This window comes from Candidatus Tisiphia endosymbiont of Micropterix aruncella, from assembly GCF_965178575.1.
Classification (GTDB): domain Bacteria; phylum Pseudomonadota; class Alphaproteobacteria; order Rickettsiales; family Rickettsiaceae; genus Tisiphia.
Window position 1 is genome coordinate 1566334 of record NZ_OZ238268.1, and the last position, 25299, is coordinate 1591632.

Here is a 25299-nt window from a genome sequence, read left to right on the forward strand (position 1 = left end):
TCGTCGACCTTACGGCCTTCGTAGCTCATGACGTATAAAGAAGCTGTATTTACTAACTTTCAACAGTTATGTGGTGACATCCTTAAAATTTCAAAAGAATTTTGTTGCTGAATTTTCAGCAATCTCTGACTTATTATCAAGCTCACTACTTAAAGACTTTACATTACTTTTAAATTGTTTAAATTTTGCTAATTGCTTGCCAGCAAGTTCTATACCTGGACTAGATTTAACGTGCATAGGGTTTATGTTCTTACCACCTATTTTAACCTCATAATGCAAATGTGGCCCTGTAGTTCTACCAGTACTACCAACATACGCAATAACTTGGCCTTGTTTAACTATACTTCCTGGCTTAAGATTTTTAGCAAAATTAGAAGCATGAGCATAAGCAGTTGATAGATTTTGACTATGTTTGATCTGTATAAATTTTCCATAGCCAGATTTCCATCCTATTTCAGTTATCACCCCATTACCTGCAGCATAAATCGGCGTACCAGTTGGAGCAGCAAAATCAACACCTTTGTGCATTTTGGTATAGCCTAAAGTAGGATGATGTCTATTACCATAATGAGAAGAAATTCTAACTAATTTAACAGGGGTTCTAAGCAAACTTCTTTTTACACTTTTACCATCTTCAGAAAAGAAATCATGATTATTGGGTGTATTGTCTAGAGAATACCGGAAAATATTATATTCTGTACCTGACAAATTAAGCGATACATATAAAACCTTACCATGATGAGAAAATTTACCTTCCTTGGTAACAAATTTTTCGGTTATAACAGTTACCGTATCACCACTTTTAATTTGACGTTGAAAATCAATCTGATAACTATACGAGTTAATCAGCTCAATTATACTATTACTTGATAATCCCAACGATTTTAAGGCCGACATAAAACTTGAATTAATAACCACAGAAGATTTGGTTATTAATTTATTTAGAACTTTGGTCACATCTTTCGCATAAAAACTTTCCTCTTCTCTAATAATTTCTAAAGATTTAACATTATCATACGCTATGGTTATTTTATTCAATATACGTGACTCAGAAGCAAGATCTTCATCGTCTTGTTCAGTAATTTTTATTTCATAATCAAAAACAAGTTGCTGTCCTATCTTCAGGGAAGATTCAATATTCTTGTCTTTTACTAGTTTTATGATTTGGTTTATTTCATTATTTGGAATTTGTTGCCGTAAAAGTATTGCCTTTAATGTATCACCTTTTTTGACTGTTATAACTTGAGAGATTTCATTTGATAGTTCTTCTGAAGATTCAAGTTCTGGCTCTGCTATGGTAATTGACATAGTATCACTAACGAACTTATTGATCGATAAAGATACAAAAGTAGCAAACCCCATAAAAAGGAATATAGAAAAGTACGAGAAAATGACCCTAAATTTAGACTTAATCTGCGGGTTTGTTAATATAAGGCGGATAATAGCTTGCATTAATGTTCACTTAAGTGATATTGATTTATGAAAAAATAAATAACTAACCAAAAATTTATTTAAATATTTTTAGTTTTTATTTGATCTTTATGTAGCGATCCTACCAATATGGAGTATAGAGAAATAAATTACAATAAAAATATTACTAAAGTTTTACTTATTTTAAACTAACCTCAAGTATTGATGTAAGACATCGGTTTAATAGCCTAGGGTGTCATCTCTGCGAAGGCAGGTCTTAAAAATGCTCAACTGTTCCATTAGGCTATTTCTTTAGCCCCCTGCTTTCGCAGGGGTGACATCACCCCTAATGGCGATGATTACTTGAGCCTACTATTAATTTATTACATCAATACTTGAGGTTAAACTACTAGCGATGAATCACACTACCACAAAATTTTATATATACAATTTTGCTACATGCTAGTATAATTCAGCATAATCCAAATTATAACTTAAAGAATTGTTATTTTCGCATGTTGCAGAAATTGATGAAGCACCTTATATTTGCCAGTATAATGGGGTTTTTATGCATTCTTTCTTCTTATGGACAAGCTGAAGATACTGCTCAAAATATGGAATTCCTTGATACTACAGATGAAAGTAATGAATTAGAAAAAGATAATAATTTTACTGAGCATGTTGCTAATTCTAATAATTTGCTAAATATACAAAATAATGTTGAACATTCAAAGTTAAAAACTTGCAGTATTGGTAAGATTATTGCTTTAAATAAAATCACAGCAACATCAAAGGAGCTGGTATTAAAGCCTAATGAACCACAATATTTTGGTAATATTCAAATTAAACTTCATAAATGTATTAAAAATCTTGATCCTTATAATGAAGATAATTACATGCTATTAACCATTACAGAGCATAAAATTGATGAGGATGCTATGTTAATTTTCCAAGGATGGCTTATCTCGTCAAGTATTTCAGTCTCCACCTTTGAACATCCTATTTATGAAATCTTTGCTAAAAATTGTTTATAGGATATTTTAAGTAATGATATACTCAAATGATTTGAAGAATGGGGACAATAAACAAGGGGAGAGTGAGTGGAGCGTACATTTAGTACGTGAGTACACGAATGCCCCGCAAGTATTTGCAAAAACCAATTCTTTAAAGCAGAAGAGTATACAATCCATGATCTGCCTATTAGTTATGTTATTCCCAGTAGTTGGATTGATTTCTGGTTTTTCTGCTGCAGTAACAGTTCCTATGTTGTTATTAACTATATCAATTGCTTTGCGAGATAAAATCTTTATTCATTTGAAATACGCTACTATTAAAGAAACTTTGTTATCCAATTGGAAACTGGAATTACTATTTTGTCTTTGGTGTCTTATAACAAATTTTTATTCACCTAATTACCCCTCCTCTTTATTTAACTATCTACAGGTTTGTTTAATTGTTCTAATAGGGTTTATCGTAAATAGCAATATTGACAAATTATCCATAAATGTAACTAAAATAAAAATATACTTTATTATAGGAATAACAGCAGCAATTGCTCTGTTTTTTATAGAATACGCATCCCACGGTATTATAACAAAGGCTTTCCGTACTGTTTTTCAACCAAAATCTCCATGTCAATTCTTTTTATTCATTCTTGACCGTGGATGTTCTTTATTATCAGTTCTTTCATGGGTAGCTATAGCTATAATTATATCATATCATAGATATTTATTAGCACTAATATATTACCTGATAATTTTTTATTTGCTCTATATCTCAGATAGCCTTGCAAGCTCTTTAGCATTTACCGTAGCTGGATTAGTATTTTTAACAAATAGGCTGTTAGTAACCAAATCACTGCAATCTGTTTTTTTGAAATTATTTACCCTTGCTATGATATCTGGTTCAATATTGATGCCGATAATTGCATATAAAATACAACCATATTATGCCTCAGATCACTATGCCAAGTTTCTACCAGACTCTGCTAAGCACCGTGTATTTATTTGGCACTTTGTTGCCGAACAAATTATCAATAAACCAATTTTGGGTCATGGATTTGCTTCATCAAGAAATTTTAAAATTGATGAGAAACAAATGATTAGCTATAACCAGTGGACGTGGTCTCCCCTTCCTCTACACCCACATAATAATATAATGCAAATTTTATTGGAAACGGGCTTAATAGGTTTGATACTATTTTTATCTTTAATTTACAAATATATTCAAAAAATTAGTAATATATCCTTAGTGCAGTCTTCTAAAAGTGGTAAGATAAATCGAACGAAGGAGAATAACAAAATAGGTGTATACTCAAATGATTTGGAGAATTGGAACGTAAAACAAGGGGTGAGCGAACGGAGCGTACATGAAGTACGTGAGTACGCGAATACCCCGCAGTTTTGCGAAACCAATTCTTCAAAGCAGAAGAGTATAGATGTATTAAATTATAAGTCAGTTGCCTATGCTTGCTTTATAAATTATTATATAATAGGTATGATTTCATTTAACATTTGGCAAATATGGTGGGTTTGCAGCTCTTTTGGAGCAATGATTTTGTTTAAGTTACTTCTTGCAAAATCACAGGAGTATAATTACTAATGTTGGAAACATCTAATATTTTACAGGAATACTTGCCTATAGCTGTGTTTTTTGGTATAGCATCAGTTTTGTCGTTGGTAATAGTTACATTGCCAAGGCTTTTAGCTCCTCAAAAATATAATAAGGCTAAGTTGGATAGTTATGAATGCGGATTTGAACCTTTTGGTGATGCTAGAAGCAAATTTGATGTACGTTTTTATCTAGTAGCTATTTTATTTATTATTTTTGATCTAGAAATAACTTTTTTGGTGCCATGGGCTATTACGCTTGGACAAATTGGTAAATTTGGTTTCTTCTCAATGATGTTTTTCTTATTGGTACTTACTATCGGTTTTGTATATGAATGGAAAAAAGGTGCTTTAGACTGGGAGTAATGACATGCAAGCAAAGATAGATCTATATGAATACGATCAAGATAAGCTCCTTGAAGAAGAAATTTCAAACCGAGGATTCCTTATAACTAAACTCGATGATTTGATAGGCTGGGCTAGATCTAATTCACTTTGGCCTATGACTTTTGGTCTTGCATGTTGTGCAGTAGAAATGATGCAAGCTGCTTCTAGCCGCTATGATATAGATCGTTTTGGCATGTTGTTTAGACCAAGCCCACGTCAATCTGATTTAATGATAGTTGCAGGGACATTAACAAATAAGATGGCTCCGGCTCTTAGAAAAGTTTATGATCAAATGACTGAACCTAAGTGGGTTCTGTCAATGGGAAGCTGTGCCAATGGTGGTGGTTATTATCACTATTCATACTCAGTAGTACGCGGCTGTGATCAGATTGTTCCAGTAGACGTATATGTGCCAGGCTGCCCTCCAACTGCTGAAGCTTTGATTTATGGTTTAATGCAGTTACAAAAGAAGATTAGAAGAACTACTAGATTTAGAGAAGGTGAAAATATGACTTTTAAATTACCCTAGGCAACAAATGGAAAATATCATTGACGACTTAATAAAAAATCAGGAGCTTGAGATAACTGCTTTGCCTGTAAATGATTTGAATATACATTTTATTAGCTATAAAGCTGGTATAGAAAGTTTACTACCATTTCTATCGGCAATTAAAGAATCTGAGGATTTGCGTTTTACTGTGCTAACAGATCTATTTGCTGCTGATTTCCTAAACCGCTCTAATCGGTTTGAGATAGTGTATAATTTACTAAGTCTTAAATTAAATAAACGTATATTAGTAAAAATTGAGGCTGGAGAACATGACATAATCCCTTCAGTTACCAAAATATTTAGTGCTGCTTGCTGGTATGAACGCGAAGCATATGATATGTTTGGAGTAATTTTTGGTGGTAGTCATGATAATCGTCGTATTCTAACAGATTATGATTTTGTCGGCCATCCTCTCAGAAAAGACTTCCCATTAACGGGTTACGTGCAGGTTAAATATGATGAGACTCTTGCAAAAGTAGTATATGAGCCAGTGAAACTCGACCAACCATATAGAGAATTTGATTTTTCATCAAGTTGGCAAGGACCAAGTTATGTATTACCTGGAGATGAAAAGGCAAAGTGAAACAACTAGGGTAATTTAAAAATCGCAATCATTAGTTGTTATAGATACAAGTTTAACCACTACCGAAGGCAGGAATCTATATTACTTAATAGTCTTTCAGGCTTATTTTTTTAGATTCCCGCCGTTGCTAAGAATAACATCGAGTGCATATTAAGCACTTTTTCCTTTATCTATTAGGCTTGCAGCCCGACTTTTAAATTACCCTGAGGGTAATTTAAAAGCTTATTATTGACTTTTGCTAACTATAGTTTAAAATTAAAAATGAAGTAACTGCAAAGTTATTTTGGGGTTTCGCAGCCCCTATCAACAGCGGTATACAACAACCGTAAATGTTGTTCCTTGATTATTATGATCGGGGGGGTGGTAGCGTATGTTCAAGGCTTGGGGTGTAAACTTCAAGCCTAAAGGCTACCATACCGGCTGTTGACGGTTTCTGCGAACTTTCCCGATCGCCAAGATATGTATAACCTATAAAAATTTTTCTTTTATCATTTTATCTTTGGCGATCAAAACTCTTAATTATTAAAACATTAGAGAAGGGGTCGCATATGAACAACCAACAAGCCATTATCTTATTATATTTATCACATGCCCGTTTTGAACTCATAAGGCAATCTTTGATCAATTTTTGTAAGGAAAATAATTTTACAATAATAAAAATTATCGACGCACCAAATAAATACGATGACCGTATACTTCGCGAATTAATTTATACAGTAAGCAAACAAAATAATTATAATAGTCCTATCAATCTAATCATCGATGACAGTATATTTGGTAATGTTTGTTATTTCGTAACTTGGGTGGTAATTACTACTTTATTAGAAGCTAAGCTGATTAATAGGCTTTATATTCAAGAAAATATATTGCATACTGCCAATACTGAAAAAGATAAATTTGATAATTTTTTAGTAACTAACATAATAACTGAGCGTTATTTATTAAAATACTGTTTCTCATATTTTAACATTATAATGCATGCTGCTAAAATAACAGATGATGAAGAATTACATAAAGTCGGCAATGCATAATATTTCAGGGTCTTTTAAGTATTTTCGAGACCTTGTACTTATGTATACTGCTATGATTTCAAGAGTTGGGTAGACGAAGGTCAACTTCAAGAAGAGCTAGGAGTGTCAAAGTCGAGCAGCGGAGCGTACATTAGTACGTGAGCAGCGGAGATCTTTAGACACGACGACGCCAATTCTTGAAGTTCACCGAGTATACATAAAAGTTTATAAACAATTTAAATCAACTGCTATAGCTTCTTTCTTTTAGTCTTTCTTCAGCAAGTTTAAGTAAATCTCTATCATCTAATATTTCAACTACTTGTTCGTATAGCTCAGCTGGAACTAAATAAGCCGTGGGTTTATTATGATTCAATAAAGCAATAGGCTCACCACTAGATTTAGCCAGCAATGCCGTAGGACTCTTTTTTAATATAGGATTTTACTATAATTATCTTTTATCAAAAGGAATAAATTCTCTTTGTACATACCCAGTATATAATTGCCGAGGTCTGCTAATTTTTTGTTCTGGATCTTCATGCATCTCTTTCCATTGTCCCATCCAACCAACAGTTCTTGCTATAGCAAAAAGCACTGTAAACATCTGTGATGGTATCCCCATAGCTTGATAAATAATACCAGAATAAAAATCAACGTTTGGATAAAGCTTACGCTCTATAAAATATTGGTCATTGAGAGCAATTTTTTCAAGCTCAGTAGCGATTTGTAGTAATGGGTTATTATTTTCTCCTAATTCATCTAATACTTCTTTGCAGGTCTCTCTAAGTACAACTGCTCTTGGATCATAACTTTTATAGACTCGGTGACCAAAACCCATTAAGCGGAAAGAATCATTTTTATCTTTTGCTCTTGCAATATATTGTGGAATACGATCTATTGTCCCAATCTCTTTCAGCATATTAATTACTGCCTCATTTGCTCCGCCATGTGCTGGCCCCCATAAAGACGCTATGCCAGTACTGATACAGGCAAACGGGTTAGCACCGGATGATCCGGCCAAACGTACTGTTGAAGTGGAAGCATTTTGCTCATGGTCAGCATGGAGAATAAATATTTTATCTAAGGCGTTCTTTACTACTCGGTTTACCTTATATTTTTCACAAGGCGTCGCAAACATCATATGGAGAAAATTTTCAGTAAAATCTAAACTATTATCAGGATATATAAAAGGCTGACCTATTGAATATTTATATGCCATTGCTGCAATAGTTGGCATTTTTGCAATCATTCTAATAGCAGCTAACTCGCGTTCATTTTCTTCTACGTTTAAAAAATTTGGATAAAATGCAGATAAAGATCCTACCACAGCCAACATAATTGCCATAGGATGAGCTGAGTGACGGAAAGCCATAAATAAACTTCTAAGCTGTTCATTAACCAGCGAGTGATTAGTAACTTTCTGAGAAAAAGATTTATACTGATTCGTGGTGGGTAATTCACCATTTAACAGTAAATAGGCAACTTCTAAGAAATTACTTTTTTCTGCTAACGTTTTAATATCATATCCTCGATATCTTAATATCCCTTGATCCCCATCTATGTACGTCATTGCAGATTTACAAGCTGCTGTAGACATAAAGCCAGGGTCATAAGTGAAATAGCCTGTTAATGAATATATACCGCTAACATCAATAACATCTTGACCAATCGATGCTTTTTTTATTGGTAAATTAAAAGACTTATCACCTATTTTTAATTCAACATTTTCTAGAGTTTTGATTCCATTATTTGTCATATGTTCTCTTTTATCATATTTTATGTTGCCCACTAATACAAAAAATGTATTTTTTTATATATTTTACCAAATTGTCATCAACCCCTGCTTCGGTGGAATAATACCATTTCCCATTATTAACTACGCTATTTAGCACTACAGTTGTAGTACTAATGTCAAAACGATGTCATCCCAGCGAAAGCTGGGATCTAATAATGTTTAATAGTCTTTTAGGCTATTTTTTTAGATTCCGCACCGAAGCGGGAATAACATCTTATGGCTGTTATATCTACTTAAACTTGTACATTTGGTATATTTGTTAAACCGAGTTATATGTATCTCTATCCAAAGTACCTTCACTGTTATCGATAATCAAGGTAATTGTTGCATCACCTGTAATATTAATGGTGGTACGTAACATATCTAATATCCTATCAATTCCAGCAATTATAGCAACACCTTCAATCGGTAAATGGATTGAAGACAGAACCATAGGTAGCATTATTAAAGAGGCCCCTGGAATACCAGCACCACCTATAGATCCAAGAGTTGAGGTAATAATAATGACTAAATAATCATGCACCGCTAAATCTATACCCATCATTTGAGCAAAGAATATGGTGGTAAGAGCCAAATTTATAGCAAACCCATCCATGTTTATCGATGCCCCAAGTGGCAATATGAAAGAAGTACTAGATTCAGAGATACCTAGCCGTTCACGACAAACTTGCATAGTTGTAGCAAGCGTTGCTTTACTACTAGAAGTAGAGAAGGCAAGTATTTGGTATTCCAAACTCTTTTTATAAAAAGGCAATGGTGACATTCGACAAAATACATAAATTAGCGTGCCAAAAATACCATATTGACATATCATGGCAATCACTACGGCAGCAACTAATTTTGATAAACTAATCATTACATCAAAGCCTTGCGTACCGACTACCCAAGCAGTTAAAGCAAATGCACCATATGGAGAAAGTTGAATGATCATTGAGATCATTTTTAACACCATTTTTGATAATCTATGAAATAAATCTTTAATGGGTGCAGCACTAGCTCCCATTTTATTTAGTATAAGCCCAGAAAATATTGCAAAGAATACAATTTGTAAAACATTAGAACTGGCAAAAGCCCCTACGACATTATCAGGCACAATATTCACAAAAAAATCAATCATATTAAAGGATTTCTCTTGTGAAATATTTGAGGCAACATCAAAGTTAATATGAACACCATGACCTGGCTTTAATACAAGAGCAACTGTAAGACCAAAAACTGTGGCAAAAAAAGTAGTTCCTAAAAAAGCAGCAACAGCCTTTATTCCTACTCTGCCAAGAGAAGTAGGGTCACTCATACTAGTTATGCCTGCTACTAAACTAAAAAATATTAAAGGAGCAATAATCATTTTGATCAAACGCAAAAAAATATCTCCTACCGGTTTTATATAAGATACATATTCAGGACAATATATACCAAACATTATACCTAGGATTAATCCCAAGGTAACTTTTTTCCATAATTTCATTGTTCTACTTAATTAAATTAAAGAGTGTTTTGATTAAACTTATTTTGCTGATTTCATGTAAATGTCTATAGCTAACCTAAAGAAGGTTTTAGCTATATGTTAGTTATCTTAGCTATATATATTGGGTAAATCTTAGTTCTAATAAACACTCTATTAAAATTAGATACTTTGAGTTACCCAATTTAAATAGCTAAACAGCCCATCTTGAATGTCGAGCTTTATTATTTGCGGAAGATCATAATTATGTATATCAGTAATCACCTTTTCTATTGTATTGTAGTTATCAGACTTAGCCTTTATCACAATACGATATTCTAGCACAGAAGAAATCTTGCTTTCCCATTTAAAATAGCTGACTATATTATCTACTTGTATGCAAGCAGCTAGATTTGCTTCCAATAAGTTAGTTGTTATTTTGTCTACCACCTGCCGGTCATTGGTCGTAGTTAAAATCACACAACATCTTTGTACCACTTATACCTCAACAAAGCAATTAGGTGTTTCAAATAATTTGACTTTTGTAATAACAAAAGAACTATTAGTAAATAATTTGGGTAAAATATCCAATTTTAGGTATAACGCTATATTTTCTGCGGTTGGATTTTGTTGCATATAATATATTTTTTGACCAGTCCAGTCACATATTCTATCTCCCATTTCTCTATCATTTTGATGTAATATAAGATTATGATCAAAATTATCATCTATCCACTTTTGTATTATTGACTTCATGTGACCAAAATCTATAACCATACCAAGATTATCGGTAACACTTGATCCCGCTGTAACTTCAAGGACATAACGATGACCATGTAGAAATTGACACTTATTCTCATGTCCAACAACTCTATGACCTGCATCAAATTCAATTTTACGAGTACACTTTATCATAATTAACCTCAAATATCGATGTAAGACATCAGTTTAATAGCCTAGGGTAACCTGAATTCGATGTAACAAGTTACATCGAATTCAGATTCCCTATGACTTTTAAATGCCATGCGTAAGGGGAATTCTTTAAATATGAGCTAGCAAAGATTCATATCTAGCAATATCCAATTTAATAATATCAATTTTTGTATCATCAATTTCTTCGTCTATTTCTTTTGTTAAAGAGTCTATTTTCCTAATTATCTCATGTAGTTGCAAACTGCTAGTATCAACAACAAACTCTGTTACTATATTTACATTTGTCCACGTGACCTCAGCTAACCCTGAGTAGATAAAGTACTTAAATACAGAATTATCTACTGTAATTTTTGTCAATCCATCTTTTAAATTTGCAATTAATAACTCATGACCTGGTAAAACCTCAAATTCTCCTAATTCTCCCGGCATTGTTACCATCTGAGCTTCCATGTCAAACACAACATTCGCTGACGTTACAATTTTAACCCTAATTGTTTTATTCATTATGCCACTTTTTCTTTAAGTGTTTCGCCTTTCTCTACTGCTTCATCAATGCTACCAACCATATAAAAAGCAGCCTCTGGTAAATAGTCATATTTGCCGGAAACCAACCCATGAAACCCCTCAATAGTATCAGCTAAACTAACAAATTTCCCAGCTATACCTGTAAATACTTCGGCAACATGGAAAGGTTGAGATAAAAAGCGTTGAATTTTCCTTGCCCTAGTAACGGTTAATTTATCTGCTTCCGATAACTCATCCATTCCTAGAATGGCAATTATATCTTGCAGAGACTTATATGACTGTAAAACTTTTTGTACCTCACGAGCAACCGAGTAATGTTTCTCTCCAACAATTGCCGGATTTAGTAATTGTGAACTACTATCAAGTGGATCTACTGCCGGGTAAATACCAAGCTCAGCAATTTGTCGACTAAGTACGGTAGTCGCATCTAAATGGGTAAAAGAGGCAGCAGGAGCAGGATCAGTTAGGTCATCTGCTGGCACATAAATAGCCTGCACAGAGGTAATTGATCCAAGCTTTGTTGAAGTAATACGCTCTTGTAGCTCTCCCATATCTGTTGCCAGTGTTGGTTGATAACCAACTGCTGAAGGTATTCTGCCTAAAAGGGCTGATACCTCAGAACCAGCTTGGGTAAAGCGAAAAATGTTATCGACAAAAAACAAGACATCCTGTCCTCCATCTAAATCCCTGAAACTTTCGGCTATAGTAAGACCAGTTAAAGCAACTCTAGCTCTTGCACCGGGTGGCTCGTTCATTTGCCCATAAACAAGAGCTACTTTAGATTTTTTGGGATTTTTTAAATCAATTACCCCAGAGCCAATCATTTCGTGATAAAGGTCATTACCTTCTCTAGTCCTTTCCCCAACTCCTGCAAAAACCGTATATCCTCCATGTGCTTTTGCTATATTATTAATAAGTTCCATAATTAACACTGTCTTTCCTACCCCAGCACCACCAAACAACCCAATTTTTCCTCCTTTTGAATAAGGAGCTAAAAGATCAATGACTTTAATCCCTGTAACTAAAATGTTTCTTTCAGTTGATTGATCAACAAAATTTGGAGCTGGTTTGTAAATTGAAGCAAAGTCAGTTGAATCAATCTTACCTCTTTCATCAATTGGTACACCAACCACATTTATTATGCGTCCGAGTGTGCCAATACCGACAGGTATCTTAATAGTCTCTCCTGTATCTGCTACTGCTTGCCCTCTTACTAGCCCTTCTGTTGGCCCCATAGATATACATCTAGCAATATCGTCTCCTATATGCTGTGATACTTCTAGTATCACTTTCTCTCCATTATTATCGCATTCAAGTGCATTGAGAATTTTTGGCAATTTACCATCACTACTAAACTGCACATCGACTACAGCTGAAATAATCTGCACAATCTTGCCAATAGTTTTCGTCATATTTTACCTTAATTTATTTTTTTATACGGCTTCTGCCCCTGCAATAATCTCTATCAAGTCCTTAGTAATCAGATCCTGTCTAGATCTATTAAGTTTTAGTGTTAACTTATTAATAAGCTCCTTAGCATTTTTTGTTGCATTATCCATTGCTGTCATTCTAGCTCCTTCTTCGCTAGCTCTATTTTGTAGTAGAGCATAATTAATTTGAGCCGATACATAAAGATGAATCATATGCAAAATAAGCCCTTCACCTTCATATTCATAGCTCAAATATTTCTCATTTGAACATAGCTGTTTTTCAATTGGCAATATTTGCTTTTTAGTTGGAATCTGTATCATAGCATTTTTACAGTTGTTAAAATATATTTGACAATTGCTAATTCCAAAATCCTCTACCATCTCCATCAGTTTTTCTTTGAGCTGAAATGACAAATTATTATTATGAGCTTTTGGAAACTCATAATAATTATCAATATAATGGGAATATTGCCCCTTAAATGCATCATAACCCTTTTTGCCAATAATAATAAGCCTTACTTGTTTACCAGCATTTTCCAAATTTGCAATATCAGATTTTACCTGCTTGGACAGTAAAAAATTAAAAGCTCCACATAAACCTCGTTCGGAGGTGACTACTATTAGTAAATGTGACTTATTTATATTCAAGTCACCTTGGTCTAATAATCCTTCCGAAAAAAATTTTTTCTGTTCGATCGGCATATCCTGTAAATTATTGCTAGATGCCACGCTAGACATTATATCCTGCAGAATCCCAATATAATCCTCTGAGTCCTTAACTTGGTTTTTGGCTTTTGTAAACTTAGTAGCCGAAACTATCTGCATAGCCTTAGTGATTTTTTGCGTTGTTTTAATGCTCTTAATACGAGATCTTAACTGTTTTAAACCTGACATACTACCTAATTAATCTTAACCTAAAGTCGATACAACATTACCATATCATCAATGTCATCCCATCGGATGACATCACCTTCGCAGGGATGAATAATTATTCTTACCTCAGTTTGTATGTAAGACATCGGTTTAATAGCCTAGGGTGTCATCCCTGCCCCTTCGGATGTCACCCCTGCGTAGGCAGGGGTCTAAAAAAATAGCATAGATGGTATGTTATATAGTTTTAGATTCCTGCTTACGCAGGAATGACATAATGACAACAGGGGTGATATCACCACTAATGGCGATGATATTGAACCTACTATTAATTTATTACATCAAACTGAGGTTATTCTTATATTGAACTCAGATTAACTTACTGAACAAGCATTAAAGTTTTGCACAAAATTTTCTAAGAAAATTTTTAACTTTTGTTCCATTTCTTCAGTAATTTGTCCTTGCTCTCTAATAGATACTAAAATATCGTTTTCACTCAGTTTTATTTCTTGCAGCATTCTATGCTCAAATTCTTTTATTCGTTCAACAGGAATACTATCAAGATAATTTTTTACCCCAGCATAAAGACTAACCACTTGTTCCTCAACAGGGAAAGGGCTATATTGATCCTGCTTCAATATTTCGCTAAGCTTTGTACCATGTGAAATAAGTTGTTTAGTTGAAACGTCTAAGTCTGAACTAAACTGAGAAAAAGCTGCTAATTCCCTAAATTGCGCTAACTCAAGTTTCACACTTCCTGCCACTTGCTTCATAGATTTTACTTGTGCTGCTGATCCTACCCTACTCACTGATATACCAATATTTACTGCCGGTCTGATACCTTTATAGAATAACTCATTTTCTAGAAAAATCTGTCCATCAGTAATTGATATAATATTGGTTGGAATATATGCGGAAACATCACCTGCTTGGGTTTCAATAATTGGCAAAGCCGTAAGAGATCCACCACCAGCTTTATCTGACATTTTTGCTGCTCGTTCAAGTAACCTAGAATGTAGATAAAATACATCTCCTGGATAAGCTTCACGTCCCGGCGGTCTTCTAAGTAACAGTGAGATTTGTCTATAGGCAACAGCATGTTTGCTTAAATCATCGTAAATAACTAGCGCATGCATACCATTATCACGAAAATACTCACCAATACTGCAACCAGTGTAAGGTGCAACATATTGTAATGCAACAGGATCAGAGGCAGTAGCTGCTACAACTGTGGTATATTCCATTGCTCCTGAGTCTTCTAATCTTTTTACTACCTGTGCAACAGTCGATCTTTTTTGACCAATAGCTACATAAATACAATAAATTTTATTTTTTTCATCGCCGTTAAGATGAGCTTGTTTTTGGTTAATAATAGTATCGATAACAATAGCGGTTTTACCTATTTGCCTATCACCAATAATTAACTCTCTCTGACCTCTACCAATAGGAATTAGGGCATCAATCACTTTAATACCCGTTTGCACCGGCTCTTTAACACTTTTTCTGACAATTATCCCCGGAGCTTTTTCCTCTATATTCCTATATGTATCAGTTATAATCTCACCTTTACCATCAATAGGATTTGCCATACCATCAACGACCCTACCAAGCAATGACCTACCAACTGGTACTTGTAAAATCTTTCCTGTTCTTTTTACCGCATCACCTTGTTTGACTTCTCGATCACTACCAATTAATACAATACTTACAGAATCTGTTTCAAGATTAAGAGCAAGCCCTTTCACTCCTGACGCAAACTCAACTACCTCGCCAGCTTCCACATTATCGATACCATATACCCTAGCTATACCATCGCCAACTGTTACAACCTGCCCTACTTCCCGTAAATCGCTAAGCTGATCAATGTTAGCAATTTCTTTTTTTAATATTTCAGCAAGTTCGACAGCCTTTAATTGTTGGGTAGACCCCATAGTTATTCCTCATATAAAATTTATTTAACACGCGAATTCGGGATAACAAGTTATCCCAAATTCGGCTGTATCTTTGTAGCTTTCAAGGTTTTCGTTATTTTTTCTAACATTCCCGCAATAGAATAGTCCCTAACTATGCTATCATATTGCACCACAATACCACCAATAATTGACTGACTTTGGCAAAAATTTATAGCAACCTTCTGTTGAAAGTCATCTGCTAAATACTTTGTTAACCATTCTTTCTCTCTAGTCTGCAAAGATTTAGAAGAAGTTACTTTTACCATTTTAATATTTCTGCTGTTATTACGTAGTTGTTGGTATAATACTACTATGTTTGATAAAATAGGCATACGTGAATGCCTTAGTAATATTAACAAAAACCGCTTAACTATAGATTCAATATTAAAGGTTTCTGTAATTAACTCAATTATTTTACATTTGTCAACATCCTTTACTATAGGAGAAAATATAACAGCCTTGATTTGCGAATTATCCTCGATAAATTGATTAATAATGGTAATCTGCTGTAATATTTTATCTTCCAAGCTACTTGCCAATGCATTATCAAATAAAGCAGAAGTATAGTTACGTACTAATTTATTGTTAATCATTATGTTTTTATATCTTATATTTTTATATCCATTAAAATTCTATAACCCTAGTACTACAGTTGTAGTACTAACGTCAAAACGATGTCATCCCTACCGCCATTATGTCTCTGCTTCCCTTTATGTCATCCCTGCGAAGGCAGGTATCTAGAATATTTAAAGCACCCTTCCTGTCTATTTCTTTAGATTCCGCACCGAAGCAGGAATGACATCGTTTCATCGTATATGTCACCCCTACTTACGCAGGGGTGACATTGTAAGATCGTATTAGATTTCGCTACCTACGCGGGAATGACATCAATTCTATCACCATTACTATGCCTTAAACCTTTTCGGGTTAGCTATACTAAAACTAAATCAAACAATAATAAGCCACATACAGCCAAGAAAACACGCCATGTACGACTGCCCATAATACCGAGTGGTTTATATTAAATGAAATAGCCATAGCAAGTGCCGAACCAAATGACACGCCATGCTGCATAACAAGGTTTATTTTCCTCCTTGGTGGGTAGATTCCATAATCTTCACGGTTCATTTTACTCATTTCTTTTTCCTCATATAATTCTAGGACAATTTATAACATAATTTATGCTTACCACTAAGTAGCAAAAAGAAAAATTTTTTATTATTCACCTTACGCATAACTCCCATGGTAATTTAAAAGTCATAGGCAAAACAGCCTAGCGTCATTGCGAGAAGCCACTTTAGTGACGACGAAGCAATCCATTTCTAGTCATTTTCCTAGATTGCTTCGTCGACCTACGGTCTTCCTCGCAATGACGTCCTGTACTTTCCAGCAACTTTAAATTGCTATGGGTTACGCGTAAGGCGAGTTCTTTAAATATGAATAGCTCTACCATAAGCCTGCAATACCGCCTCTCCCATCATTTCAGATAAAGTTGGATGTGGAAAAATGCTATTCATTAAATCAAGCTCTGTACCTTCCATAGTTCTAGCAATTACATAACCTTGAATTAGTTCGGTAACCTCTTTACCTATCAAATGAGCCCCTAACAATTCTCCGGTCTTTACATCGAAAATCGTTTTAATCATTCCTTCATTATAACCATCAACCAAGGCTTTACCGTTAGCGATAGATGGAAATCTGCCAATTTTTACTTGGTAACCAGCTTTTTTCGCTTGTTCTTCAGTAAGTCCTACACTAGCAATCTGTGGTGAGGAATAAGTACAGCCTGGAATATTACGTTTCTCTATAGGATGAGCCTTAAGACCCGCTATAGTTTCCGCAGCAATAATACCTTCATGGCTTGCCTTGTGGGCAAGCCATGGTGCTGATGTTACATCACCTATTGCATAAATGCCTTCTTCCGAAGTTTGCATAAACTGATTGGTAATAATATGACCTCTATCTATTTTGATATTAGTTTTTTCTAAATTAAGGTTTTCCGTGTTACCAACTATACCAACGGCTATAAGCAAAATTTCAGCTTGTATCTTGTAATTTTTGCCATCTATCTCAACTTCAACTACAATATGGTCTTGGGTTTTGCTATGATTTAACAATTTGCTATTAGTATGAATTTTTATACCTTTCTTTTCAAAGGTTTTTCGTGCCATTAAAGAAATCTCCTCATCTTCACTAGGTAAAATCCTATTTTGTGCTTCAATTACAGTGACATTTGTTCCTAAAGCATTATAAAATGAAGCAAATTCTATACCAATCGCTCCTGATCCAACGATAATCATAGATTTTGGTAATTTATCAAGAACCATAGCCTCTTTGGAGGTAATAATTTGCTTGCCATCCGGCTCAAATCCATCTAAGATTCTAGATCTTGCACCTGTTGCAATTATTATGTCCTTTGCTTTAATCGAAATTTTTTGACCATTATTATTGATATCTACTACCTTGCCTGTTCCTAGCCTAGCCGTGCCATCAATTATCATAACCTTATTTTTTTTTAGCAGAGATTTAATACCAGATGTTAACTGCGTCGATATATCTCTAGAACGCTGTACTATTTTTTTTAGGTCAAAACTTGCTTCGCCTACTATAATACCATAATCTTTAGCATGTCTAATTTTTTGAAATAATTCAGCTGATTTAAGCAATGCTTTTGTTGGTATACAACCCCAATTTAAGCAGACCCCCCCTAAATGCTCCTTCTCAATCAACACAACTTTTTTATTTAGTTGTGCGGCCCTAATCGCAGCCACGTAACCACCTGGTCCACCACCAATAATCGCTAGATCGTAATTTTCCATTAATATATCCACTTATTCATTCATTACTTTTTTAATGTTTTCTCTACCACTAACCCAATAGTATCCGTCATTGCGAGGAGCTACTTAATAGTAGCGACGAAGCAATCCACGAAAGTAGATTAGAAACGGATTGCCACTACACTCACGTGGTCTTGCAATGACGTCTTACGCGAATTCGGGATAAGAATTGACAAATTCTTATCCCGAATTCGCGTATTTTAGTATATTCAACCTACTATAACTACAGTAATAAAAATGGCTACTGAAATTTATAACAAGTTTGATTTTTTATACCTTTATAAGTTAGGATACCTTCCTTAACACCAAAGATTAGATCACGACTGGCCGACGCAGAAGAAATATCCTTATGTAATAGAATATAATCTTTCCTTGAAAACCAACTATTTGGTAATTTTATTTTAGCAAATTCTAACCTAGACTTAGGAGTTTTGACTGGAGATACTACATTATTAACATATAGTTGCAGAGTCTTTAGTATCTGTGTTGCCATAAATTCAATGAATAAGGTAGACTCCCCTGCTTTATCACACTCAGCTAAAACGTTATAGTACTCACTTTGTTCGTTTTTTATTAGTACCTCCACCGGAATATATTTAAAAATTGGATCTGCTTTCATTAATAATAATTGTTGCCATAACCTACCCATTCGTCCATTACCATCTGAGAAAGGATGGATAAATGCTAGCTCATAATGAAATACGCAAGCTTTAATTAGCCACGGAATATCCTTATTTTGTTTTATGAACTGAAATAATTTATCCATTAATAATGGGACACGACTAGCTTTAGGAGCTATATGAGTTATTTCATCGCCTTTAAATATGCCAACTCCGCTGGCTCGAAAATAGCCATTATCAACTATTAACTCTTGCATCAATAATCTATGTGCCTCTAGTAAATAATCTATTGATAATGGATTTAGTTTATGTAAATTATTATATAATTTAATGGCATTGTTAACTTCAATAATATCATTTTTAGAACCTAGTACCGGTTTCCCATCAATTATATTGGTTATTTGGTCTAAACTTAAACTATTACCTTCAATTGCTAAAGAAGAATGGATAGTCTTTATTTGGTTACTTTTTCTAAGTTTTACTGCAGGCAGAGAAAGCTTAGCTCCAGATAAAATACCAAGCTCATATGCAATATCTTGCAGTAATGTAAGTACTTTATTACTTACTTGAAAAGGTGGTTTGTTATTCATAAAATGATAGTATCATATGATACTATCATTGGCTATAATTTAATTTGGAAAATTGTTTTCTACTACGATCCGTAAACAGAATACTATAAGTCATTTTCCTTTTTAATTTGATTTAATGAGTAAGTTTTAAAACCATCGTTATAAAACTCATCTAAAGCTTGCCTGCCAATTGTAAGATCATTTTGATCGACTAAATATAACTCTACAGCTTTTCTTAGTACATAGGCTTTACTACGGTCATGCACTTTAGCAAAAGTTTCAATTTGTTCGTTTAACTGATCATCAAAGATAAAGTATGCATAATTAAGTTACTCTTAATAAATTTAATTAACTATAATCATCAATATACTATATTAGTAATAATTTTTAAATTAGATTTTAAACATGAAACATCAGAAGATTACTTTAGATAAACTAGGGTCTGATATTGACATTCCAGTAAGATATAGTAATAAAGCCACACGAATTAGCATTAGAATAAACCACAAAGGAGCTGAATTAGTTTTACCTAATAAAAATTTTAATACAGGATATAAATTCTTATTAGAAAAAGAATCTTGGATTAGACAAAATTTGCAAAAATTCTTAAACAAGCCCCCCGTCGATTATAACACAATAACAGTCTTTGACGAAGTATATTCGTTATTAAATATTGATGCAGATTATGAAAAAGTACAAATCACGGATGATGTTATTCAAATATATTCTTTACCCTCACAACACAAAAGTACTTTAGTAAAGTTTTTGAAAGATATGTTGTTACTAGAAACCACAAAACTGGTTACTCTTCTAGCGAAAGAACATAATATAAACTTTACTAAAATTAAAATTATGAATAATAAGGGCAAATGGGGAAGTTGCTCTAGTAAGGCTGTACTTGCTTTTAATTGGCGTCTTATTTTTGCTCCAAAAAAAATATTAAAATACTTAGTGGTCCATGAAATGTGTCATATAATCGAAATGAATCACAGTCCTCGTTTTTGGAATTTAGTAGCAAGACTTTATCCAGACTATAAGTTGGCTAGATTATGGCTTAAGGAACATGGCAATACTCTCCATCAATATTTAATGCCTTAGTAAGTCTATTTGTTTTTTATAATCTTTTGATTGGAAAATAAAATTACCTGATACTAAAATATCAGCTCCAGCTTTTATACAGTTCTTACCGGTAACATCATTTATTCCTCCATCTACAGAAAGCATTATAGGTTTACCAAAATTTTTGATTTTTTCTGAAATAATTTTGACTTTCTCTAGCTGATTCTCTATAAACCTTTGGCTAGAAAAACCGGGATTTACGGTCATTGCTAGAATTAGATCTACTTTATCAATAATATAATCTATAGAATTTGGACTTGTAGAGGGAAGTAGTGCCACCCCAGCTTTTAGCCCTAAATTTTGAATAATACCTAAAGTTCTGTCAAGATGGATAGTGGTTTCAGGATGGATAGTGATAATATCCGCTCCGCTACTAGCATAGTCTTTAATCGAATATTCTGGGTTATTAATCATTAAATGTACGTCAAATGGCAATGTAGTGTGAGGTCTTAAAGCTTTGATTATAGGAGACCCAAATGTTAAGTTAGGTACAAAATGTCCATCCATAACGTCTATATGGATCATATCAGCACCAGCTTCTTCCAAAGAACTGATTTCTTTTTGCAAATTAGCAAAATCTGCTGATAGTAACGAAGGTGCGATCTTAATTATTTTCACTTTTGTTTTTATCCTCAATATGAACTTTTTGGCTATTTTTTCTTCTTGCTATATTCTGTTTTAAAGCACTAGACAGTTTTTGAAATTTACTGTCACTATTTTGTAATTTCTGCTGCTTTTCCTTTGTTATAAAAACCCTCCTATAAATTCTTCAAGTTTTACTACTTACATTCTATAACTATTCAAATAAATTTCTACTATCTTTTCGACATTTTATTATTATACTACAGGTTATGATTTTATAATGAACTAGTATAGCCATAATGAATCAACATATTGTAAATTCTCCTGAATCACTTGATGAAAAGCGTAATAATGCCCGTCAAGGTGGGGGGGGAGAGAGAATCGCCTTACAACATAAAAAAGGTAAGCTTACTGCGAGAGAAAGGATAGAAGTATTGCTAGATCCTGAGAGTTTTGAAGAAACAGGAATGTTTGTTGAACATAGATGCAGTAACTTTGGCATGAACGACAAGAAATTCCTAGGGGACGGTATAATAACTGGACATGGCACTATAAATGGTAGGTTGGTTTTTGTGTATAGCCAAGATTTTACCGTGTTAGGTGGATCTCTTGGGGAATATCACGCTAAAAAAATTTGCACTATACTCGATTCTGCTTTGGCAGTAGGAGCACCAGTTATTGGCATAAATGATTCGGGGGGTGCAAGAATTCAGGAAGGGGTTGACGCTCTTGGTGGTTATGGAGAATTATTTCAACGCAATGTAATTGCTTCCGGTATTATTCCACAAATCACCTTAATTATGGGACCTTGTGCTGGTGGTGCTGTTTATTCTCCCGCCTTAACAGATTTCATATTCATGGTTAAAAATACTTCTTATATGTTTGTAACAGGACCAGACGTAGTTAAAACTGTTACAGGTGAAGAAGTAAGCCAAGAACAACTTGGCGGGGCAAAAATGCATACTACCAAGAGTGGTGTTGCTGACCTTGCTTTTAAAAATGATATAGAACTACTTCTAGAAACTAGAAGGTTCTTTAATTTTTTACCTCTATCAAATCGTAGTCCCCTACCACATCGTCGTACCGAAGACCCAGCTGATCGGGTTGATATGTCTCTAAACACCTTAGTCCCAAGCATTCCGAACAAAGCTTATGACATGAAAGAATTAATTGAGCGTATTGTTGATGAAGGAGAATTTTTTGAGCTGCAACCAGATTTTGCTAGAAACATTATAATCGGCTTTGGTTATATGGAAGGAAGACCTATAGGATTTGTTGCGAATCAACCATTACATTTAGCTGGCTGTTTGGATATTAACGCATCAAGAAAGGCAGCAAGGTTTGTTCGTTTTTGTGATGCGTTTAATATCCCAATAGTAACTCTAGTTGATGTACCAGGTTTTTTACCTGGCACTGATCAAGAGCATAACGGAATTATTAAACATGGAGCAAAATTGTTATATGCGTACGCTGAAGCAACTGTACCAAAAATTACCATAATTACTAGGAAAGCTTATGGTGGAGCTTATATAGTGATGAACTCAAAACATCTTCGTGGTGATATGAATTACGCGTGGTTCAACTCAGAAATTGCAGTACTTGGGGCTGAAGGAGCTGCTGAAATAATATTTAAAGAAGCATGCAAAGATCCAGAATCAAAAAAACAAAAAATCCAAGAGTATAAAGATACTGTTACTTCTCCTTTCGCTGCAGCATCTAGAGGATACCTAGACGATATTATAAAGCCTCAAAATACTAGATGGCGCATATGTAAAGCACTAAACTTTCTTCAAAACAAAAAAATACAATTACCATGGAAGAAGCATGATAACTTACCACTTTAGTATACTTAAGCACGAGATTTTATGACTAAACCATTATTTGATAAAATTTTAATCGCCAATCGTGGTGAAATAGCTTTGAGAATAATGCAAACCCTAAAGAAGATGGGTATTAAATCAGTTGCCGTATATTCTGAAGCAGATACACATTCAATGCATGTACAATATGCTGATGAAGCTTATTATATCGGCAATTCTCCTGCCACTGAGAGCTATTTGTCAATTAAAAATATTGTAAATGCTATTAGAGCAAGTGGTGCTTCGGCGGTGCATCCAGGATATGGATTTTTATCAGAAAATTCAAATTTTGCAAATATCTTAAAAAGGGAAGGAGTTGCCTTAATAGGTCCCAATGCTTCTGCTATTAAGAAAATGGGTGATAAAATTGAAGCAAAAAAAATCGCTATGGAAGCAGGAGTCAGCCTAGTCCCTGGCTATATTGGGACTATCAGCAATATAAATCAGGCCATAGAAATTGCAGAAAAAATAGGTTTCCCTGTTATAGTTAAGGCAACAGCTGGCGGTGGTGGTCGTGGAATGAGAGTGGTAAAAAACTCTGAAGAAATGGCTAATGCCTTTGAATCAGCTAAGCTTGAGGCAGTAAATAATTTTAGCGATGGTAGATTATTCATTGAAAAATTAATTAAGTCCCCAAGGCATATTGAAATACAATTATTAGCTGATCAATATGGTAACAGTGTTTGTCTTGGTGAGCGAGAATGTTCAATTCAACGTTATCATCAAAAAGTGATTGAAGAAGCCCCAAGCTCCTTTATTACCGAGGAAATACGGCAAAAAATGTATAAAGAGACCTTAGCTTTATCTAGCAAGGTAGGTTATTACTCAGCCGGTACAGTTGAATTTATAGTTGATTTAGATAAGAATTTTTATTTCCTTGAGATGAATACTAGGCTACAAGTTGAGCATCCAGTAACTGAACTGATCACTGGTATTGACATAGTAGAAGAAATGATAAAAATTGCTGCTGGTGAAAAATTATCATTTTCTCAAGAAGATATAAAATTAAAGGGGCATGCGTTTGAATCTAGAATTTGTGCAGAAAATCCAACGCGTGGATTTCTGTCGTCTAGCGGTAGAATTACTGAATATGCAGAACCACCAAAAAATGCTAACATACGTGTGGATACAGGTCTTGGACTTGGTGGAGAAGTCAGTATGTTTTATGATTCAATGATTGCAAAACTTTGTACTTACGGAGAGACTAGAGAACAAGCTATTGAGGTTATGCGTTCTGCTTTAAGTGCTTACATAATACAAGGTATTTCTCATAATATTAGTTTCTTAGAAGCAGTAATATCACATCCTCGTTTTATAGCAGGTGATATAAATACTGCATTTATAGAAGAAGAATATCCAGATGGTTTTTCTGGAGCAAGCTTAACTTCTGAAATCACTAAAATATTCCTCGCTACAGCCATTTTTATTTATATTGCCGAACAAAAACGTGCTTCGTTAATTTCTGGTCAAATAGTCGATCAAACTCATAAAATCGGCACTAGATGGGTTGTATCAATTGATGATAAACTATTTCCAGTTTTAATTAAATCAGTAGATTATGGTTATAATATAAGACAAGAAAATGATAGAATTTATATACGTAGTAACTGGAACTTAGGCAGTAGACTCTTTTCCTGTATTGTAAATGGTAGAAAAGCCAATATAAAACTTGACAATATCTTAACAGGTTATATGTTATCACATTCAGGTATTACTGTTAAAGCTTATGTCCGTTCCCCACGGATGTCTGAACTAGAAGCGTTGATGATTACAAAAAATATCCAAGAAGAGCAAACAGAACTGCACGCCCCGCTTGCGGGACAAATTATTGCAATTAAGGTTCAAGAAGGCAGTAAGGTAGTTATTGGTCAAGAGATTATGGTTTTAACTGCCATGAAAATGGAAAATATACTTGTTGCTGAGCGTAATGGGAAAATTGCTAAAATCCTAGTTAATGAGAAAGATCAGGTGGTTAGTGGGCAGGTGTTACTTGAATTTGCTTAGGTTTAAACTAGCTCTAAATAATAGCTTAAAAATTAATTCTAACTACTACTACAGTTGTAGTATCACTAGATTATCAGTAGTAAAAACGATGTCACCCCTGCTTCAACACCTTCCTATTACCCACATCTTTGGACTCGTGGGACGTCATCCTGAATTTATTTCAGGATCTATTAAAAATGCTATAATCTAGATATTGTGGGTAACTACAACTGTAGTA

General features: G+C 34.1%; 25 protein-coding genes. 9 read left to right on the forward strand and 16 right to left on the reverse strand.

Going from position 1 to position 25299, the window contains the following annotated elements; all coding sequences use genetic code 11:
- Positions 1–90 precede the first annotated feature (90 nt).
- Positions 91–1452 carry a peptidoglycan DD-metalloendopeptidase family protein gene (locus tag ACN1AG_RS07650; RefSeq protein ID WP_417904934.1) on the reverse strand — a complete coding sequence of 454 codons (1362 nt, stop codon included), beginning with the start codon at positions 1450–1452 and terminating at the stop codon, positions 91–93.
- Positions 1453–1940: 488 nt separating this feature from the next.
- Here ACN1AG_RS07650 and ACN1AG_RS07655 point away from each other — a divergent pair, with 488 nt between their 5' ends.
- The 6 genes from ACN1AG_RS07655 to ACN1AG_RS07680 all read left to right on the forward strand — a co-directional run bounded on the left by ACN1AG_RS07655 (position 1941) and on the right by ACN1AG_RS07680 (position 6570).
- The gene (locus ACN1AG_RS07655; protein WP_417904935.1) at positions 1941–2444 is read left to right on the forward strand and encodes a DUF2155 domain-containing protein; all 504 of its coding nucleotides are present in this window, start codon (positions 1941–1943) and stop codon (positions 2442–2444) included.
- Between the two features lie 13 nt (positions 2445–2457).
- Complete coding sequence (locus ACN1AG_RS07660; protein WP_417904936.1) at positions 2458–4011, forward strand: O-antigen ligase family protein; 1554 nt, start codon at positions 2458–2460, stop codon at positions 4009–4011.
- Positions 4011–4385, forward strand: coding sequence for an NADH-quinone oxidoreductase subunit A (locus ACN1AG_RS07665; protein ID WP_341747807.1), 375 nt, complete (start codon positions 4011–4013; stop codon positions 4383–4385). Before ACN1AG_RS07660 ends, ACN1AG_RS07665 begins: the two co-directional genes overlap by 1 nt.
- Positions 4386–4389: 4 nt before the next feature.
- A complete protein-coding gene (locus ACN1AG_RS07670; protein ID WP_417904937.1) occupies positions 4390–4935 on the forward strand; it encodes a NuoB/complex I 20 kDa subunit family protein in 546 nt (181 codons plus the stop codon).
- Between the two features lie 7 nt (positions 4936–4942).
- A complete protein-coding gene (locus ACN1AG_RS07675; RefSeq protein WP_417904938.1) occupies positions 4943–5539 on the forward strand; it encodes an NADH-quinone oxidoreductase subunit C in 597 nt (198 codons plus the stop codon).
- Positions 5540–6087: 548 nt separating this feature from the next.
- Positions 6088–6570 carry a hypothetical protein gene (locus tag ACN1AG_RS07680; RefSeq protein ID WP_417904939.1) on the forward strand — a complete coding sequence of 161 codons (483 nt, stop codon included), beginning with the start codon at positions 6088–6090 and terminating at the stop codon, positions 6568–6570.
- Between the two features lie 220 nt (positions 6571–6790).
- Here ACN1AG_RS07680 and ACN1AG_RS07685 read toward each other — a convergent pair whose 3' ends face one another.
- The 14 genes from ACN1AG_RS07685 to ACN1AG_RS07750 all read right to left on the reverse strand — a co-directional run bounded on the left by ACN1AG_RS07685 (position 6791) and on the right by ACN1AG_RS07750 (position 19784).
- Positions 6791–6982, reverse strand: a complete 192-nt coding sequence (locus ACN1AG_RS07685; protein WP_417905613.1) for a type II toxin-antitoxin system Phd/YefM family antitoxin — start codon at positions 6980–6982, stop codon at positions 6791–6793.
- 15 nt (positions 6983–6997) lie between these two features.
- On the reverse strand, positions 6998–8302 hold the full coding sequence (locus ACN1AG_RS07690) for a citrate synthase (protein ID WP_417904940.1): 1305 nt from the start codon (positions 8300–8302) through the stop codon (positions 6998–7000).
- A gap of 298 nt (positions 8303–8600) precedes the next feature.
- Positions 8601–9806, reverse strand: coding sequence for a dicarboxylate/amino acid:cation symporter (locus tag ACN1AG_RS07695; protein ID WP_341757389.1), 1206 nt, complete (start codon positions 9804–9806; stop codon positions 8601–8603).
- 159 nt (positions 9807–9965) lie between these two features.
- Entirely contained in the window at positions 9966–10280 is a 315-nt protein-coding gene (gene cutA, locus ACN1AG_RS07700) for a divalent-cation tolerance protein CutA (RefSeq protein ID WP_417904941.1), read from the reverse strand.
- Positions 10281–10697 (reverse strand): 6-pyruvoyl trahydropterin synthase family protein, encoded by a 417-nt coding sequence (locus tag ACN1AG_RS07705; protein ID WP_367363698.1) that lies wholly within the window; start codon positions 10695–10697, stop codon positions 10281–10283.
- Between the two features lie 126 nt (positions 10698–10823).
- Positions 10824–11219, reverse strand: coding sequence for an ATP synthase F1 subunit epsilon (gene atpC, locus ACN1AG_RS07710; RefSeq protein ID WP_417904942.1), 396 nt, complete (start codon positions 11217–11219; stop codon positions 10824–10826).
- Complete coding sequence (atpD, locus tag ACN1AG_RS07715; RefSeq protein WP_417904943.1) at positions 11219–12652, reverse strand: F0F1 ATP synthase subunit beta; 1434 nt, start codon at positions 12650–12652, stop codon at positions 11219–11221. The genes atpC and atpD overlap by 1 nt, the downstream gene beginning before the upstream one ends.
- 21 nt (positions 12653–12673) lie before the next feature.
- Positions 12674–13564, reverse strand: a complete 891-nt coding sequence (gene atpG, locus ACN1AG_RS07720) for an ATP synthase F1 subunit gamma (RefSeq protein WP_417904944.1) — start codon at positions 13562–13564, stop codon at positions 12674–12676.
- A gap of 350 nt (positions 13565–13914) precedes the next feature.
- Complete coding sequence (gene atpA / locus ACN1AG_RS07725) at positions 13915–15471, reverse strand: F0F1 ATP synthase subunit alpha (RefSeq protein ID WP_417904945.1); 1557 nt, start codon at positions 15469–15471, stop codon at positions 13915–13917.
- A gap of 50 nt (positions 15472–15521) precedes the next feature.
- Positions 15522–16085 (reverse strand): ATP synthase F1 subunit delta, encoded by a 564-nt coding sequence (atpH, locus tag ACN1AG_RS07730; RefSeq protein ID WP_417904946.1) that lies wholly within the window; start codon positions 16083–16085, stop codon positions 15522–15524.
- 349 nt (positions 16086–16434) lie between these two features.
- Positions 16435–16629: a hypothetical protein gene (locus ACN1AG_RS07735; RefSeq protein ID WP_417904947.1), complete on the reverse strand. Its 195-nt coding sequence runs from the start codon at positions 16627–16629 to the stop codon at positions 16435–16437.
- Between the two features lie 293 nt (positions 16630–16922).
- Positions 16923–18311 (reverse strand): dihydrolipoyl dehydrogenase, encoded by a 1389-nt coding sequence (lpdA, locus tag ACN1AG_RS07740; protein WP_417904948.1) that lies wholly within the window; start codon positions 18309–18311, stop codon positions 16923–16925.
- A gap of 259 nt (positions 18312–18570) precedes the next feature.
- Positions 18571–19539, reverse strand: coding sequence for a Fic family protein (locus ACN1AG_RS07745; protein WP_417904949.1), 969 nt, complete (start codon positions 19537–19539; stop codon positions 18571–18573).
- Positions 19540–19622: 83 nt separating this feature from the next.
- The gene (locus tag ACN1AG_RS07750; RefSeq protein ID WP_417904950.1) at positions 19623–19784 is read right to left on the reverse strand and encodes a hypothetical protein; all 162 of its coding nucleotides are present in this window, start codon (positions 19782–19784) and stop codon (positions 19623–19625) included.
- 139 nt (positions 19785–19923) lie between these two features.
- Between ACN1AG_RS07750 and ACN1AG_RS07755 the strand changes: the two genes are divergently transcribed.
- A complete protein-coding gene (locus ACN1AG_RS07755) occupies positions 19924–20616 on the forward strand; it encodes a M48 family metallopeptidase (RefSeq protein WP_417904951.1) in 693 nt (230 codons plus the stop codon).
- Here the strand turns inward: ACN1AG_RS07755 and rpe are convergent.
- Positions 20605–21255, reverse strand: a complete 651-nt coding sequence (gene rpe, locus ACN1AG_RS07760; RefSeq protein WP_417904952.1) for a ribulose-phosphate 3-epimerase — start codon at positions 21253–21255, stop codon at positions 20605–20607. The two genes, ACN1AG_RS07755 and rpe, sit on opposite strands and share 12 nt — an antisense overlap.
- Before the next feature lie 263 nt (positions 21256–21518).
- Between rpe and ACN1AG_RS07765 the strand changes: the two genes are divergently transcribed.
- Positions 21519–23063, forward strand: a complete 1545-nt coding sequence (locus tag ACN1AG_RS07765) for an acyl-CoA carboxylase subunit beta (protein ID WP_367363687.1) — start codon at positions 21519–21521, stop codon at positions 23061–23063.
- Between the two features lie 21 nt (positions 23064–23084).
- A complete protein-coding gene (locus ACN1AG_RS07770) occupies positions 23085–25082 on the forward strand; it encodes an acetyl-CoA carboxylase biotin carboxylase subunit (protein WP_367363686.1) in 1998 nt (665 codons plus the stop codon).
- Positions 25083–25299 lie beyond the last annotated feature (217 nt).